The following is a 15,883-nucleotide window of genomic DNA, read 5'->3' on the forward strand; positions in this document are numbered from 1 at the left end:
CGCCTGCCGGGCCCGACGGTCGCGCCGACGCGCCGGCATCCCGCTCCTCGCGCGCTGCCGCGGCCAGGTCGGCGCGCAGGCTCCGCATCGCCGCGCGCACGCTGCCGCGCACCTCGTCGGCGATGAGCCGCACGCTGTCGGCGAGGTCGGCCTCGATTCCCTCGAGGTCGCCCGCCCGCGCGCGCACTTCGGCGCGGCCGGCGTCGGTGATCTCGTAGACGGTCTTGCGGCCGTCGACCGACTTGGTGACCAGGCCCTCGTCCTCGAGCTTCGCGAGCCGCGGGTAGATCGTGCCGGCGCTCGGCGTGTACGTGCCGCCGGTGCGGTCGGAGAGCGCCTGCATGATGTCGTACCCGTGCCGCGGCCCCTCGTCGAGCAGGCTCAGCAGGTATAGGCGCAGGTCGCCGTGCGAGAAGACGGGAGCCATCACTGCGCCTCCTCGTCGACGGGAGTGGATGCCGCGGCCCGCCGCAGCACGGTGATGTCGCCGGAGACGGAGTTGGCGCGCACGTCGGCGAACGAGCCGCTGAGCTCGCCGGTCGATCCGCTGTAGCTCGTCGTGGGCCCATTCTGGCCCGACCGCACCACGCCGTCGACCTGCACGCGGCCGCTCACGCTGCGCACCACGTAGTTGGCCGGCAGGCCCTCGTCGAGGCGGATCGTGGAGTTGCCGCCGACGGTGTTGAGGTTGACCTGGTGCGTGTCGCCGCTGGAGTCCACCAGCATCCCTCCCGACACCGTGTCGATCGTCGCCTTCTGCAGCCTCCCGGTCGCGGCGACGTCGCCCGAGACGCTGTTGGCGTTGAGCGTGCCGACGAGCTCGCGGATCTGCACGTCGCCCGACACCGCGTTGACCGACAGGTCGCCGGTGAGGCCGTCGACGATGATGTCGCCCGACACCGTATTGAGCTTCGCGTCGGTGCGCAGGCCCGAGACAAGGGCGCTCGCGCTCACGACGCCGAGGGTGAGCGCGGCGTCGCGGGGGACGGCAACGCTGATCTCGGCCTTGGGGCCGCCCGCGCCGAAGTTGCGGAAGACCTCGAGGAAGTTGTCCCAGCGCAGCTGGGGGTGGTCGATCTCGACGAGGTCGCCGGTCACCTCGATGCGGAGGTCTTTGACAGTGACGCCGTGCACCTCGATGCGAGCGCCGGGCTCGTCGTGGGCGACGACGTCGACCTGGCCGCCGACGAGCCCGATTTTGAGCTTGCGCACGCGCTCGATGTCGATCACGCGGGTTTCGCCCGGGTGGATGAGCCACTTCTCGAGAGTCATGGGTTGTTGCTCCTCTGGTTGCGTCCGATATCAAGATATATCGCGTTTATGAGAATAACACGATATATCGTGAGCGGACGCAGGGGTGGGGCTCGGAGGCGAAACGTGGCGCGCTCAGGGCAAGGGCCACCCCGTGTACGCCTCGGCGAGGTAGGCGCTGCCGGCACGGGAGCCGACGACGCCACGCAGCTCGCCCACTTGGCGGTGTCGATCGAACTCCGACGCGTCAGCGGCGGTGTGCAGCATGTTGGTCATCCACCACGAGAAGTGCTGGGCACGCCAAATGCGCCGCAACGCCGTCTCGGGGAAGGCTGCGAGCGGGCGCGCGTCGCGCTCGAGCAGGAGCGCCCCCAGCGCGTCCGCCAGCACCAGCGCGTCCGCCACGGCGAGATTCATGCCCTTGGCGCCCGTGGGCGGAACAGTGTGAGCCGCATCGCCGATCAGCGCGACGCGGCCGCGAAGCAGGTCCCGGGCGACGAAGCTGCGGAATCGCAGGATGTCGCGCTGGAAGATCGGACCCTCTTTGAGCGCGACGCCCGGCACCCGTTGCTGGAGGATGTCCCACAGCTGTGCTTCGCTGTAGGCGCTGGCGTCGTCATCCGGCGCGCACTGGAAATACATCCGCTGCACCGTGGCGCTGCGCTGGCTGATGAGCGCGAACCCGCCGGGCGAGCTGCTGTAGACGAGCTCGTCGGCGCTGGGCGGCGCTTCGCACAGGATGCCGAACCACGCGAACGGGTACTCGTGGAAGCAACCGTCGGCGTGCGGCCCGGAGCGCGAGCCGGCCACCGCGCCGCGCGTGACCGATCGCGAGCCGTCGGCGCCCACGACGAACTCCGCGTCGATCTCGAACGTCGCTCCGCGGGCGTCGGTGGCGACCACGCGGGGGCGGTCCGACGTCGCGTCCGCCACGTGCTCCGCCGTCATCCCGAATCGAATGTCCTGGCCGGCGGCGAGCCGCGCTGCGATGAGGTCCTTGAGCGCCTCATGCTGCGGGTAGAGCCACACCGACCGCCCGACGAGATCCTGGAAGGGGATGCGGTGCGCTTCTTCGGCGAAGTGCACCTCGATGCCGTCGTGACGAAGCCCCGTCGTGCGTGCCCTGCTGTGCTCGCCGAGCCGGTCGAGCACCTCGACGGTGCCCTGCTCGAGGATCCCCGCGCGCACCGTCGTCTCGATGTGCTCGCGCGAGCGCCGGTCGATCACGACCGACTCGATGCCCGCCTCGCCGAGCAGATGCGACAGCAGCAGCCCCGCGGGGCCGCCGCCGACGATCGCGACGCGGGTGCGGATGGCGCGTGTCACAGGCCGCGCTCCCGTTCGATGTCGCGGGCCGCCCGCAGGAGCTCGACGAGGGCGGGCTCGGTCTGGGCGCCGTGCGGAAGCACGACAGACAGCGCCGCGATCACGGCTCCGGTCTCGTCGTGGACCGGCACAGCCACTCCCGTCGAGACATCGGCGATGTAGCCCGGCGCGATGGCATGTCCCAGGGTGCGAATCTCGGCAAGCTTGCGGCGCAATGCGTCCGGGTCGACGATCGTCGCGGCCGTGCGACGCGCGAGCGGACCGCCCAGGACGCGCTGCTGCAGGTCTGGTCCGCCGAAGGCGAGCAGGACGAGACCGGAGCTGGAGGCGTGAAGCGGCAGGCGCCCGGCGACCCGCGTGGCGTTCGAGCCGGCCGCTGAGCCGCTGAGCTGCTCGATGAACAGCGCTTCGTCTTGTTCGAGGATCGCCAGCTGGGTGTGCTCGCGCACACGCGACTGCACACGCTCCATGAACGGCAGCGCTGCCTGCCGCAAGCGCAACGCACGTGATGAGCGCGTGGCAAGCTCCCACAGTCGCATCCCCACGCGAACCCGGTGCTGCGCGTCGCGCTCGAGCAGTCCGGCATCGACCAGCTCGCCGACGATCCGATGCGCGGTCGAGCTCGGGATGCCGGATCGTCGGCCGATCTCCGCGGCGGTCTGCGCGGTGCGCGCGGGGGTGAACGTCTCCAGCACCCGGACGAGGCGTTCGGTCATCGAGTCGCCAGAGGGGGAGTTTGCCACCGGCCCATCATCCCAGCCTTTTGACATTCATTCCCATTGTTCGGGAGTTTTCACCCGAAGCAGCGGCCGCCGAGGCACGATACCAGCAAGCCCCGGGCGTCGAAGGAGACCCATGAGCGCACGACAGCTGGACGACGAGGTCTTCTCGTCGTCGGTAGTGATCGAGGCGGCCGCGGCAGCGCCCGAGACGCTGCTCGCCTCCGCCGACATGCCCCCGCAGAGCCAGATCACAGACGAGATCGTCCAGCTGCACGTTGCGGCGGCCGAGCGAGAGGCCGCCGGCGAGAGTGTCCCGTCGACGTTGTACGACTTCCCGCCGTACCGCTCCAGCATCCTCCGCCACCCCACGAAGAATCCCCGCCTGGTCGACCCCGAGACGATCGAGCTGTGGTCTCCCGCATACGGTCAGCGCGATGTCGCGCTCATCGAGTCAGACCTCACGCTGCAGCACAGGGGCGAGCCTCAGGGCGAGCGCATCACCGTGGAAGGCCGTGTGCTCGACTCGTGGGGCCGTCCGCTGCGCAACCAGCTTGTGGAGATCTGGCAGGCCAACGCCGGCGGGCGCTACATTCACCAGCGCGACCAGCATCCCGCCCCGCTCGACCCCAACTTCACGGGGGCCGGCCGCACCGTCACGAACGATGCCGGAGAGTACAGGTTCACCACGATCAAGCCAGGCCCGTACCCGTGGAAGAACCACGCCAACGCGTGGCGCCCCGCGCACATCCACTTCTCGGTGTTCGGCACGGGGTTCACCCAGCGCATCGTGACGCAGATGTACTTTCCGGGCGACCCGCTGTTCCCGCTCGACCCCATCTACAACACCATCCGGCGGCAGCGGGACCGCGACGCCTTGATCGCGCGCTACGACCACGACGCGACGGTGCCCGAGTTCTCGATGGGGTACCGCTGGGACATCGTCGTGGATGGCCCCGACGCGACGTGGTTCGAAGAGGAAGAGCACTGACGTGGCTGCGCAGCCGCCCGAGTCGTGGGGCGCCCGAACCCACGAGCCGACCGCCGGCCAGACCGTGGGCCCGTTCTTCTCCTTCGGCACCCGGTTCGATAAGATGAACCAGATCGTCTTCCCGCACAGCCCGCAGGCGATCGTGCTCGCGGGCCGCGTGCTCCAGGGCGACGGCGCACCGATTCCGGACTCGATGATCGAGATCTGGCAGCTTGACTCCGACGGCGCCGTGCCGCGATCCCGCGGCACGCTGCACCGCGACGACCACACGTTCACGGGGTTCGGTCGAGCCTTCACGACCGACGAGGGGCGGTGGCACTTCTGGACCAGGAACCCCGGCTCCGACGCGCCAGGCAAGCCCCCGTTCTTCGCGGCGATCGTGTACGCACGCGGGCTGCCGAACAAGCTGCACACGCGCATCTACCTGCCCGAGGACCAATCCAGGCTCGATGCCGACCCGTTCCTTTCGTCGCTGTCTCCCGACGAGCGCGCTACGCTCATCGCGAAGCGGCTGCCGGACGGAGGCCTGCGCCACGACATCCGGCTGCAGGGCGAGAACCAGACGGTGTTCATCAGCTTCTAGGAGACTCCCGTGCCAGAGACCGGCATCATCGACGAAGGCTTGCTCGAGCCGGTGGCCGTCGGATCGGACGCGATCGTCTCCGACGCCGCCGTGGTCGACGCCCTGGTCGCCGCCGAGGTCGCCCTCGCGCGTGCCTGGGGCCGCCTGGGCGTCGCGCCGGCGCGCGCCGTCGACGAGATCGCCGACGTGCTCGGGTGGGCGGGCCCGGGCGCTCCGGCCCGCGGCCACGGTGTGGACATCGGCCGGCTGGCGGCGGATGCCGTCGCCGGCGGAAACCCGGTGATCCCCCTGGTCGACGCGCTCAGAGCCCGATTCGAAGACCCGGCGAAAGCGTGGATCCATCGCGGGGCCACCAGCCAGGACATTCTCGACACCGCGTTGATGCTCACGGCGGCGCGTGCGGTGGCGGAGATTCGCGAGCACCTCGGCACACTGTCAGCCGCCTTGCGCGCCCTGGCCGGCGCGCACCGCGACACCGTGGCGGCTGCTCGCACGCTGACGCAGCACGCCGTGCCCACGACGGTCGGGCTGCGGGTGGCCGCGTGGCTGAGAGGCGTGGCGCGCGCAGACGAGAGGCTCGCGCGGCTCACTCTGCCCGCCCAGCTGGGCGGGGCCGGAGGCACCCTCGCCGCGTTCGTCGAGATCGCCGGCTCGGAGATCGCCGCTCAGGTCCCCGCTGCGTTCGCCGTCGAACTGGGGCTCGCGGTTCCGGACGCGCCGTGGCACACCACGAGGTGGCCGGTCACCGAGCTGGCGGACGCGCTCGTGCAGACGGTCGACGCCGTGGGCGTGATGGCGACCGACACCGCCACGCTGGGCCGCACCGAGATCGCCGAGCTGCTCGAGGCCGCAGGAGGCGGCTCGTCGGCAATGCCGCAGAAGCAGAACCCCGCGGCGTCGGTGCTGATCCGCTCCGCCGCGTTGCGCGCGCCGCACCTCGGCGCGACCCTGCACACGGCCGCAGCGCTCGCCGGGGACGAACGGCCGGATGGCGCGTGGCACGCGGAATGGCCGGCGCTTCGCGCGCTGCTGCGCCTTGCGCTGGGAGCGACCAGATCCACGACGCTCATGGCCGAGGGGCTGCGCGTGCAGAAGGCCGCGGTGAGCCGCAACCTCGGGCTCACCGACGCACGCATCGTGTCCGAGCGGCTGTCGATAGCTCTCGCGCCACTGATCGGCGGCGAGCGCGCGCGCGAACTGATCGCCTCGGCGTCGGGCAGAGCCGAGCTTGCCGCGCTGCTGCGCGCGCTGCCGGAGGCGGTCGACGTGGACGCGCTGTTGGATCCCGCCGGGTACACGGGCCTGGCCGGTCAGCTCGTCGATGAGGCCGTGACCGCGTCGCTCGGTGGGCCCGCCGCCGGAGAGAACCTCTCGTGACCGTTCCGGCGGTGGCCGCCACGTCTCCGGTGGGGCCCGTCGACGCCCCGATCCTGCTGCTCGGTCCGTCGCTGGGCACCTCCACCGTTGTGTGGGAGCGGGTCGTCCCCGCTCTCGCGAGGCACTACCGCGTGGTGGCCTGGGACCTTCCCGGCCACGGGGAGTCGCCCGCTGCCGCGGACGGGTTCACCGTCGCCGAGCTCGCGGATGCCGTGGCGGACGCCGTCAGCGGCCTCGGTGTTGGCCCGCTCTTCTACGCGGGCGTCTCGCTCGGGGGCGCGACCGGTCTGGAGTTGATGCTGCGCCACTCCGATCTCGTGCGCGCCGCCGCGATCGTCGCCTCTGGCGCGCGGCTCGGCGACCCGCACGCGTGGCACGAACGAGCCGCGAAGGTCCGGGCCCAGGGCACGCCGAGCCTCGTCATCCCCTCTGCCCAGCGGTGGTTCGCCCCCGGCTGGGTCGCGCGGGAGCCCGAGTTGTCCAGCCGGCTGCTGCACATCTTGCGAGACGCCGACGATTCGTCGTACGCCCGCTGCTGCGAGGCGCTCGCCGACTACGACGTGCGCGGCAGGCTGCGCGACATCCAGGCCCCGGTCGCAGCGGTGTGGGGCGAGCACGATGCGGTCGCCCCGGAGCAGAATGCGCGGGAGATCGCCGACGGCGTGCGTCGCGGCCGCGCAGTGCGGGTTTCGGGCGCGGCCCACCTCCCGCCCGCGGAGCAGCCGGATGCCGTGGCCGCCGTGCTCCTCGACTTCTTCGCCGCCGCCGACGGCCCCACACCAACAACGAAGGAGGCGGGATGAGCAGCTCTGCAGCAGAGGGCCTCACCGACCAGGAACGTTACGCACAGGGCATGCGGGTGCGCCGCCGAGTGCTCGGCGATGCCCATGTCGAACGCGCGAACGCCACCGCCACCGAGTTCACAGCGGGGTTCCAGGACTTCATCACCAGGGTGGCATGGGGCGACGTGTGGTCGCGCCCAGGCCTGGATGCTCGTTCCCGATCCGTGGCCGTGCTGTCCTCGCTCATCGCGCTCGGCCATCACGAGGAGTTCGCGATGCACTGTCGCGCCGCCCTCCGCAACGGCCTGACAGTCGGCGAGCTCGAAGAGGTCATTCTGCAGTCGGCGGTCTACGCCGGCGTGCCGGCGGCGAACACGGCTTTCCGCATCGCCGCCGGCGTGCTGGCCGAGGGCGGCAACGACAGCGCGAGCTGACGTCAGACGCGCTCGATGTCCGAGTCGTCGCCGAACTCGACGTACTCGGCGGCGGACCGCAGCTTCTGCAGCAGCCACTGGAGCGCGGTGTCGTCGGTTTTCGACGGATGCCAGTGCGCCGCTTCCACGAGCACGCTGGGCGCGAGAGGGGTCTTCGCGATGATCAGTCCGAGCGCGGCGGCGTAGCGTTCCGCGGTGCGCTCCGGCACCCAGCCCACCCACGGAGTCCCGGCGATCGCGAACGGGACAGGAAGGAAGCCTTGGACGGTCGCCACGACCGGCGGGAGCAGGTCGGCCGAGGCGAGCATGTCGTCGATGTGCGTCGAGGTCTGCTGGCCGAACACCGAGCGCACGTGGCGGAGGCTCCGCAGCGCGTCCAGGGCGAGTTCGCCATCCTGCAGCGCCGGGTTGGCGGCATCCGCGATGCACACGAACCTGTCGCTGAACAGGGAGGCGCGCTTTCCCGGAACGCCGCGCCCCGCCCCGGCGATCGTGACATCGCTGCGCAGCAGGTCGACGGCTGAGACCGTCGCGCCGACCGCGAGTCCCGTGAACTCGACGCGGGTGTTCGGCGCTTCCCGCTCGAGAATGTTCAGCAGGGGGCTGGTGATCTCGGACAGCGCGTAGTCGCTGGCCGCCACCAGGAACGTCCGCGAGCTGGTCGCGGGGTCGAAGCCGGGCACGACATCGAAGGTGCGCTGCACCTCGGCCATGCACTTGGCAACGACGGGCACGAGGGCGTGCGCCCGAGGTGTCAAGACGAACCCTCGCCCCTCGCGCACCAGGAGCGGGTCGTCGAACAATTCACGCAGCCTCGCGAGCACGCCACTGACCGCCGGTTGCGTCATGTTGATGCGCTCGCCGGCACGAGTGAGATTCCGCTCGATCAACAGCGCCTCGAGCACGACGACGAGATTGAGGTCGAGCTTGCGGGCATCGGTCACAGCGTTGGATCCGATCGGCGTCCAGAAGGGCGACGCCCAGTCTACAGCCCGCTAACCTCGTTTCCGCCGCCGTCCGAGATACGTGGACAGCGCGACCGCCGTCAGCAGCGCGATGCCGTTGAAGACATTGGTGGTCCAGCCGCTGAAGCCGGCGAAGGTCAGCCCGGTCACCGAGATCGACAGCAGGATCGCCGCGATGATCGTGCCGAAAACGTTGAAGAACCCGGGTGTGATCGCCGTCGCCCCCAGGAAGACGAATGTGATCGCCTTGAACAACAGGGCGCCGCCGTCGCTGGCGGTCGCGCTGCCGACCTGAGCGAGTTGCAGCACGCCGCCCAGCGCGGCGAGCAGAGACGCCACCACGAACGCCCACCAGAGGTTGCGGTCGACGCGGATGCCGACCAGGCGCGCTGAGGCGGTGCTCGATCCCATGCCGTAGAGCGAGCGGCCGAACGGAGTGTGCGTCAGCACGTACCAGACCAGCAACGCCACGCCCAGCACGGCGAAGACCGGCACGGGGAGGCCGACGAGCTTGGTCGTCGCGAACGAGCTGATCAGACCGCCCGAGAAGGTCAGGCCGCCGCTCCAGAAGATGGCGACGCCGGCCAGCAGCAGCGACATGCCGAGGGTGGTGACGAATGGATTCATCTGCAGTCGCGTCACGAAGAAGCCGTTCGCCAGCCCGACGAGGGGCGCCAGGAGCACAGGCACGAGCACCGCCGCCCACACCGGCCACCCGAAGCCCTTCTCCGTCGTGTCCATCAGGCGTGCCGCGAACACGCACGTGAGCGCCGCCGTCGCCCCCACCGAGAAGTCCATGTAGCCGGCGATGAAGGGGAACAGCGCGGCCAGCGCGATCATCAGCGCGCTGAGCATGTTCGTGAGAATGGTGTTGAGGCTGCGCACGGTCAGGAACTGCTCGCTGGTCCCCGGGTACAGGGCGAAGAACACCGCGACGGCGACGGCGATCAGCAGCAGCGCGTAGTTCTCGAGGATGCGTGTGGCCAGCGGCGTCTTCGTCACGACCACGACGGTCTCGGTGACCGGCGGCGGGGCGGTGGAGCTCATGACGTCTTCGTCCTTTCGGGTGCGGGCTCGTAGATCGCGCGCCGGGTGGCCGGCTCGCGAAGCACCAGGGAGGTGAGGCCGTCGATGTCTGTCTCACCCGCGAGCACTTCGCCGACGATTCGTCCGCGGGCCAAGACCAGCACCCGGTCGCACAGCGCGTGCAGCTCGCTCATGTCGCTCGAGGCGACCAGCACAGTGCACCCCGCGCGGGCGGCGGCGCGGATCGTCTCGTAGATGTCGGCGCGGCTCATGACGTCCACTCCCTGGGTCGGCTCGTCGAGCAGCAGCAACCGCGGATCGCGCTGCAGCCACCGCGCGATCACCACCTTCTGCTGATTGCCGCCGGACATCGAGCTGAACAGAGCGTCGGGGCCCGACACCTTGACGCTGAACCGGGAGATCAACGTTGCCGCTGCGCTGCGCTCTCGCTCCCGTGGCATCCATCCGCGCGTGCCGTACGAGTCGAGCATCGCGAGAGCGAGGTTGTCGCGCACCGGCAGGTCCATGAAGGCGGCTTCGCGCACCCGGTTCTCGGGCACCATCCCGACCCCCGCCGCCATCGCCTCAGGCACTCCGGCGGGCCGATATGGTTGCCCGTCGAGCACGATCTGCCCCGCCGCGGGCGCGTGCACTCCGAACAGAGTCTGCAGAAGCGAGCTGCGGCCCGAGCCTTGCAGCCCGGCAATCCCGACGATTTCTCCCCCGTGGGCCGTCAGGCTCACGTCGCGCAACGGGCCGCCTCGCAGTCCGCGAACCTCCAGGGTGGGGATGCCGCTGGAGTGTGAGCGCTCGCCGGTGGGCCGCAGCACGACCTGCAGCCCGCCCGCCATCAGCGAGATCAGCTCGTCTTCAGTGGGCGAGGCGTCGACGAGGGTGTCGACGACGGCGCCGTCGCGGAACACGGTGAAGTCGTGCGCGACGTCGAGCACTTCCTGCAGTCGGTGGCTGACGATCACGACGGTCTGGCCACGGTCGGCGAGTCGACGCACCTTCTCCAGCAGGAGCGCTGACTCGACAGCGGCCAGCGAGGCGGTGGGCTCGTCGAGCACGAGGATGCGCCGCGGCTGATCGGCCGAGCCCTCGCCAGTGCTGCGGTCGCTCATGCTCAGAGCGCGGGCGATGGCCAGCAGCGTCCGATCGGACGGACGCAAGTCGGTCACGGGCCGGCGTGGGTCGATGTCGAGGTCGTACTCGGCAAGCACCTCGGCCACGTCGGTGCGCAACCGGCGCCATTGGATGCTCCCGGTCGCCGACAGCGGGTAGCCGGTGTCGAGCGCGAAATTCTCGGCAATCGACAGCTCCTCGAACAGCCCCAGGTCTTGGTGCACGAACCGCAGCCCTGCGGCCTGCGCGGCGTGCGCGCTCCAGTCGCTCAGGCTGTGGTGCTCGCCGAAGACGTCGACCTCTCCGCCGTCAGCCGGGTACACGCCGGCGAGGATCTTGATCGCCGTGCTCTTGCCCGAGCCGTTGCCGCCCAGCAACGCGTGCACTGTGCCCGCGCGCACCGCCAGCGACGCCTTGCGCAGCGCCCGGGTGCCGCCGAAGTGCTTGTCCACGCCGCGCAGATGCAGGGCCAGCTCTGGCGTGGTCTGCGCGTTGGTCACGGTGGCTCCTTCGTCGAAGCGGCCCGACGGGTGGGACGGTTCGATGCAATCACGGCGATGGCTCTCGCCGGAACCCGTGGGCGGTGATGCCTGGCATCAGCACGGGCTGCGGCCGGGCACGCCGACGGGCGGGCTCCGGACGAGAAGTCCGAAGCCCGCCCGTCAGCGTGAGGTCAGTTCACTCCCCAAGCGGCGGTGAAGGCCGCCCGGAAGTCGACCGCCCCGGTGTAGTCGCCGGAGTCGGGCAGGTTGTTGTCGGCGTCGATCAGCTGGATCGACTCGCCGATGTAGGCGGGGTCCTCGCCGGCGCGCACCCGGATCGCGGTGTCGATCGAGCCCCAGGCGCCCCACTCGGACGCGTAGCCGACCGTCGCGTCCAGACCGGAGTCGCCAGCGCGGATCAACTCCAGCGCCGCCTCGTCGCCGCTGCGGCCGATGACCAGGTACTGCTCGTCGAGGTCGGACGACACGATGGCTTGCGACAGCCCGTTGGTGAGCCAGCCGTCCACCGGCACGATGAGGGCGTTGGCCTCGGGGTGGTTCAGCAGCGCGGTCTGCACCTTCTGAATGTAAGACCCGTCGCCGTTCTCCTGGTCGCTGACGTCGATGGTCTCCACCACCGCCTCGTCCGGATCCAAGCCGAGCGCCTCGAGCTCGGCACTGAACCCGTCGACGAGGTACTGGCCCCACGGTCCGCCTGTCGCGTTGAGCACGACCGCCTTGAGGTCGTCGCCGATCTTGCCGTACGCGTAGTCGGCCTGCAGCTTCGCCTGCTGTTCCCAGATCCCCTTCTCGTCGTCGAAGCCTTCCATCCAGTAGCGAATCGAGTCCCACTCGGGCGGGTCGCAGTTGTCCACGCCGCCGCCGCCGACGATGACGACCCCGGCGTCGGCGGCCGCCGCGAACGCGGTCTGCGCCGCCACGCACGGGAACCCGATCGGAACGATCACCGAGGCCCCGGCCGCGACGGCCTGGTTGATTGCCTCGCCGAAGCCGGTGCCGCCCGCATTGAGATTGCCGTCAGCGATCGCGGCGGTCCAGCCCGCGGTCTCGGCAGCCTCGACCATCGCTGCCGCGGGCAGGTGGCAACTGGGCACCTGCTCGCCACAGGAGATGACGTAGAACGACTCGTCCTTGCTGACCTCCACAGACGCAAGCGTGGACAGGTCGCCGCCCACGCCCGCGTACGCAGCGTCAAGCGCCGCTTGCCGCTCGGAGCTGAGCTCCGCGGTCTGGCTGGCGTCGGGGTCCTCGGTGTCGCCGTTGGAACACGCGCCGAGGGTCAGGGCGATCGTTGCGGCTATCGCCACGATGCCAATTCTGCTGATTGTCTTCACGGGACACTCCTGCTGCGTCGGGAGGCAACGTCGCGACGGCGGCGTCTTCGCCTCTTCTCGGTGCTGGCCGCAGTGCCAGCGGACATCATCTCACCAGTAACTGCGCTATCGCGGAACGTCGCTGGTCCGATGCCTTGCATTGTCGTCGGCGATATGCCGGTCGAAGGCCGGGGGTCGCGGGTCAGCGCGTTCGCGACTCCAGCTCCCAGTGGTTGACATTGAGCGTGGCCGGGTCGGCGGCCAGGTAGCGGTGGAATCGGCCCTCGGGGTCGCGGGCGTCGATGATCGAACGCAGTCTCGTCCAGTTCTGCGCAGCCATGAACCGCAGCTGCCTGCTGGTGAAGTCCGAGTCGCCGAGGTACTGGCCGGCCGTGACCGGCTGGGCATGCGCGAACACCTCGGCCACCCAGTCGCGATTGCGTCGGTAGTCGGCGGGATCCTCGTACACCGTGTAGGCGGCGACGTAGGCGTCGGTGTGCAGCGAGAACGCCATGTCGGGCAGCTCCCGTCGAGGGGCGTTGCTCATCCAGATCGCGAAGCCCCGCTCGGTGGGATTGGTCGTGAACAGGGGACGGATGCCGCGGACCACCGCGGCGACGCCCTCGGCGGTGTCGTCACCCTCGATCCAGGCGTTGTCGCAGATGTATTGCCAATGCTCGGGGTTGCTGCGCACCTGATCCTCCCGCTGCTGCGCGAGAGTCGTCGGCGCGGCATCCTTCACGAACACGGCGCGGCCGATCGCGGGGCACGTGTTGAACTCGGCGAGCGACTCGCGAGCGTGGACGTCGTCGTCGCCGAACGCGAGCGCGGTGACGAGGAAGAGCCGCCGCCGTCCGCCCTGCGGCAGGTCGGCGGGCGCCGAGACGCACACGATCTCGACGTTGTCCGGGATGCGGTGGTGAGTCCGGTACATCCAGGTCATGACCTCGGTGAACTCGTCGAGCTCGTAGCCGTGGACCGTGTGGGCGAGAGCGCCGAACATCGGCCGCGTCTGCAGATGGAAGCAGGTGACGATGCCGGGGAATGCCGGCCCCGCCCCGCGCGCGGCCCAGTAGAGGTCGCTGTTGTGGGCGGCATCCGCTCGGACGAGCTCGCCGTCGGCGGTCACGACGTCGACAGCCACGATCGACTCTGCGGCCCAGCCCCAGCCGCGCTGATTCCACCCTTGCCCGCCCTGCAGCAGGAAGCCGCCGATGCCGACGGTCGGGCAGTGCCCGCCGTTGAAGAAGCGGCCGCGCTCCTCGAGGTAGGGCGAGAGCACGTCGCCGCCTTTGGCTGCCGGCCCGGCCGAGACGACGTGCGTCTGCTCGTCGAACGAGAGGTCGGCGAGGGCTCCGAGATCGATCAGGAGTCCGCCGTCGCGCACACTCCACGCCGCCCACGAGTGGCCCCCGGAGCGCACCGCCACGGTCCACCCCTTCGCTTTCGCGAAGAGCACGCCGCGCCGCACGTCCTCGGCGCTGTTCGCGAGGAGGACCGCATCGGGCTGGCGATCGGGGCGTCGGCCGTTGAAGACGCGGCCGACGCGAGCATGCTCCCATTCCGGGTCGCCGGGCAGTACCAGATGGCCGTCGAAGGCCGGTGGGTTCACAGTCACCGTCGATCTCCTCGGGTGGGTTGCGGCTCGGCGGTCACCCGAGCACCGAGCCTCCGCCATCGACAACGAGGTTCACCCCGGTGATCCACGACGCCTCGTCCGAGACGAGGAACAACGCCGCGTTCACGATGTCGTCCGGCTGCCCCACTCGCCCGAGCGGGATCCTCGCGATGTTGTCCTTGAAGGGCTGGGGCCCGCTGTCGACCAACCACGCGGTCGAGGGGGTCACGGTGAAGCCGGGGCTCACGCACACGGCGCGAATGCCGTGCGGCCCGCCTTCGACCGCCAGTTGCTGGGTGAGGTTGATGACTCCGGCCTTCGCCGCGCCGTGCGCGTTCTGCGGCATGAACTCCACGCCGCGCGTGCCGGCGATCGAGCCGACGTTGAGCACGACGCCCCCGCCGCGCCGCTTCAAGTGCGGCCACGCCGCCCGGGTGGTGTAAAAGACGAGGTTCAGCTCGTTGTCGATCACGAAGTCCCAGTCCTCGGCGCTGAGCTCGTCCACCGCGCCGAACCGAGGACTCGACGCGTTGTTGTAGAGGATGTCGAATCCCCCGTGGACCTCAGCGGCGGCATCCACCCAGCGGGCTGCAGCGCCGGCGTCGGACAACTCGACCGGCGCAAAGTGCTCGGCGCGTCCACCGGCCTCGCGCACGAGCCGCACGGTTTCCGCCGCACCGTCGGGCAAGAGGTCGCAGCCGACGACTCGGGCTCCCTCCGCGGCGAACCGCAGCGCCGCAGCGCGGCCCATGCCGCCGCCGATACCGGTGATGAGAGCCACCTTGCCGTCGAGCCGTCCCATGTCAGTCCTCCTGCCGCAGCGCGCCGGTCGGCCACCTTCACGCTAGACAGAGCCGGGGCGCGGAGTGAACGGCCCGTGGCGCATACCAGCTATTGGCTCACGTTTCGGCTCAGTGCGCCACTCGCTAGCATGCCGATATGGCTGGCTCCGGTTACGACCTGAATCTGCTCATCCAATTGCGCGCCCTCCTCGAGGAGGCCAACGTGACGCGGGCCGGCCAGCGGGTTCAGCTGGGCCAGTCGTCGATGAGCTCAGCGTTGTCGAGACTGCGCGCGGTGTTCAACGACGAGTTGCTCGTGCGCGTCGGCCGTGACTACGAGTTGACGCCGTTCGCGCGCGTGCTGCTGCCGCAGGTGCAGGCGACTGTCCCGTTGATCGAGCGCTTGCTCACGAACGAGCCGGATCCCGAGCCCGCATCGGCCCTGCGCACGCTGTCGATCATGCTCACCGACTACGGCATCATGCGGCTGCATGCCGCGTTGGCATCGGTGCTGGCGGAGGCCCCCGGCATCCAGGTCGACCTGCTGCCGCTGCCGGAGCGGCCGATGGAGAGCGAGCGCGACCTGATGACCCACGACTTCGTCGTGACTGTGCCCGGCATCGGGATCGAAGGGGCCCGGCTTCCGCTCCTCACCGACGAGTACGTGTGCCTGTTGGACGCCGGCAACCCGGCGATCGCCGACGGCACGCTCTCGTTCGACGACTTTGTGGCGCTGCCGCAGGCGGTGGCCCGGTTCGGGCGGTTGCATTTCACCCCGGCGGACCGCCGCCTCAGAGAGCTGGGGATCGACCGTCGCGAGCCGCGTGTCACCACCTCGTCGTTCCTCCCGCTTCCGTCGGTGGTCGCGGGGACGGATCTCGTCGCTGTCGTGCCGCGCGCGCTCGCGGACCGGCTGGGCCCGCTCACCGGAACGGTCGGCGTCGAGGCCCCCTTCGGGTCGGTCGAGATCGCGCTGCAGCTGTGGTGGCACCCCAGTCACGACGCGGACCCGATTCATGCGTGGTTCCGCGAGCGGCTGGTCGCGGCCCTCGCCGAAGAGCGAGAAGGCGAGGCCTGAGCGCGCCTCG

General features: G+C 70.2%; 16 protein-coding genes. 6 read left to right on the plus strand and 10 right to left on the minus strand.

The window, feature by feature from the left end:
• The 4 genes from QM611_RS00705 to QM611_RS00720 form a co-directional block, all read right to left on the minus strand.
• A partial coding sequence (locus QM611_RS00705) for a PadR family transcriptional regulator (protein ID WP_415077964.1) occupies positions 1-427 on the minus strand: 427 nt, incomplete at its 3' end.
• Positions 427-1,272: a DUF4097 family beta strand repeat-containing protein gene (locus QM611_RS00710; protein WP_415077965.1), complete on the minus strand. Its 846-nt coding sequence runs from the start codon at positions 1,270-1,272 to the stop codon at positions 427-429. The genes QM611_RS00710 and QM611_RS00705, both read right to left, overlap by 1 nt.
• A 114-nt stretch (positions 1,273-1,386) precedes the next feature.
• A complete protein-coding gene (locus QM611_RS00715; RefSeq protein WP_415077966.1) occupies positions 1,387-2,577 on the minus strand; it encodes a 4-hydroxybenzoate 3-monooxygenase in 1,191 nt (396 codons plus the stop codon).
• Positions 2,574-3,320 carry an IclR family transcriptional regulator gene (locus tag QM611_RS00720; protein ID WP_415077967.1) on the minus strand — a complete coding sequence of 249 codons (747 nt, stop codon included), beginning with the start codon at positions 3,318-3,320 and terminating at the stop codon, positions 2,574-2,576. Before QM611_RS00720 ends, QM611_RS00715 begins: the two co-directional genes overlap by 4 nt.
• 112 nt (positions 3,321-3,432) lie before the next feature.
• Between QM611_RS00720 and pcaH the strand changes: the two genes are divergently transcribed.
• Genes pcaH through pcaC form a run of 5 tightly spaced genes read left to right on the plus strand, consistent with a single transcriptional unit; the run spans position 3,433 to position 7,463 of the window.
• Positions 3,433-4,287 carry a protocatechuate 3,4-dioxygenase subunit beta gene (gene pcaH / locus QM611_RS00725; protein ID WP_415077968.1) on the plus strand — a complete coding sequence of 285 codons (855 nt, stop codon included), beginning with the start codon at positions 3,433-3,435 and terminating at the stop codon, positions 4,285-4,287.
• 1 nt (position 4,288) lies between these two features.
• Positions 4,289-4,870, plus strand: a complete 582-nt coding sequence (pcaG, locus tag QM611_RS00730) for a protocatechuate 3,4-dioxygenase subunit alpha (RefSeq protein ID WP_415077969.1) — start codon at positions 4,289-4,291, stop codon at positions 4,868-4,870.
• Positions 4,871-4,879: 9 nt separating this feature from the next.
• Positions 4,880-6,247, plus strand: coding sequence for a lyase family protein (locus tag QM611_RS00735; protein ID WP_415077971.1), 1,368 nt, complete (start codon positions 4,880-4,882; stop codon positions 6,245-6,247).
• Positions 6,244-7,050, plus strand: coding sequence for an alpha/beta fold hydrolase (locus tag QM611_RS00740; RefSeq protein ID WP_415077972.1), 807 nt, complete (start codon positions 6,244-6,246; stop codon positions 7,048-7,050). Before QM611_RS00735 ends, QM611_RS00740 begins: the two co-directional genes overlap by 4 nt.
• Positions 7,047-7,463 carry a 4-carboxymuconolactone decarboxylase gene (gene pcaC, locus QM611_RS00745; RefSeq protein WP_415077973.1) on the plus strand — a complete coding sequence of 139 codons (417 nt, stop codon included), beginning with the start codon at positions 7,047-7,049 and terminating at the stop codon, positions 7,461-7,463. Before QM611_RS00740 ends, pcaC begins: the two co-directional genes overlap by 4 nt.
• A gap of 2 nt (positions 7,464-7,465) precedes the next feature.
• On the opposite strand, the gene QM611_RS00750 is transcribed toward pcaC, so the two are convergent.
• The 6 genes from QM611_RS00750 to QM611_RS00775 all read right to left on the minus strand — a co-directional run bounded on the left by QM611_RS00750 (position 7,466) and on the right by QM611_RS00775 (position 14,815).
• Positions 7,466-8,407, minus strand: a complete 942-nt coding sequence (locus QM611_RS00750) for a LysR family transcriptional regulator (RefSeq protein WP_415077975.1) — start codon at positions 8,405-8,407, stop codon at positions 7,466-7,468.
• 51 nt (positions 8,408-8,458) lie between these two features.
• Positions 8,459-9,475 (minus strand): ABC transporter permease, encoded by a 1,017-nt coding sequence (locus QM611_RS00755; RefSeq protein ID WP_415077976.1) that lies wholly within the window; start codon positions 9,473-9,475, stop codon positions 8,459-8,461.
• Positions 9,472-11,079, minus strand: coding sequence for a sugar ABC transporter ATP-binding protein (locus tag QM611_RS00760; protein WP_415077977.1), 1,608 nt, complete (start codon positions 11,077-11,079; stop codon positions 9,472-9,474). Before QM611_RS00760 ends, QM611_RS00755 begins: the two co-directional genes overlap by 4 nt.
• Before the next feature lie 173 nt (positions 11,080-11,252).
• Positions 11,253-12,389, minus strand: coding sequence for a sugar ABC transporter substrate-binding protein (locus QM611_RS00765; RefSeq protein ID WP_415077978.1), 1,137 nt, complete (start codon positions 12,387-12,389; stop codon positions 11,253-11,255).
• A 208-nt stretch (positions 12,390-12,597) separates the two neighbouring features.
• On the minus strand, positions 12,598-14,013 hold the full coding sequence (locus QM611_RS00770; RefSeq protein ID WP_415077980.1) for an FAD-binding oxidoreductase: 1,416 nt from the start codon (positions 14,011-14,013) through the stop codon (positions 12,598-12,600).
• Positions 14,014-14,047: 34 nt separating this feature from the next.
• A complete protein-coding gene (locus tag QM611_RS00775) occupies positions 14,048-14,815 on the minus strand; it encodes an SDR family NAD(P)-dependent oxidoreductase (protein WP_415077981.1) in 768 nt (255 codons plus the stop codon).
• Positions 14,816-14,952: 137 nt separating this feature from the next.
• Between QM611_RS00775 and QM611_RS00780 the strand changes: the two genes are divergently transcribed.
• A complete protein-coding gene (locus tag QM611_RS00780) occupies positions 14,953-15,873 on the plus strand; it encodes a LysR family transcriptional regulator (RefSeq protein ID WP_415077982.1) in 921 nt (306 codons plus the stop codon).
• Positions 15,874-15,883: the final 10 nt, after the last annotated feature.

Source organism: Microbacterium sp. (genome assembly GCF_047606685.1).
Lineage (GTDB): Bacteria > Actinomycetota > Actinomycetes > Actinomycetales > Microbacteriaceae > Microbacterium.

Coding starts and splice junctions, on each gene's coding strand:
- QM611_RS00710 (WP_415077965.1), bottom strand. CDS start 1,272: ATGACTCTCGAGAAGTGGCTCATCCACCCGGGCGAAACCCGCGTGATC.
- pcaH (WP_415077968.1), top strand. CDS start 3,433: ATGAGCGCACGACAGCTGGACGACGAGGTCTTCTCGTCGTCGGTAGTG.
- QM611_RS00755 (WP_415077976.1), bottom strand. CDS start 9,475: ATGAGCTCCACCGCCCCGCCGCCGGTCACCGAGACCGTCGTGGTCGTG.
- QM611_RS00780 (WP_415077982.1), top strand. CDS start 14,953: ATGGCTGGCTCCGGTTACGACCTGAATCTGCTCATCCAATTGCGCGCC.
- QM611_RS00775 (WP_415077981.1), bottom strand. CDS start 14,815: ATGGGACGGCTCGACGGCAAGGTGGCTCTCATCACCGGTATCGGCGGC.
- pcaC (WP_415077973.1), top strand. CDS start 7,047: ATGAGCAGCTCTGCAGCAGAGGGCCTCACCGACCAGGAACGTTACGCA.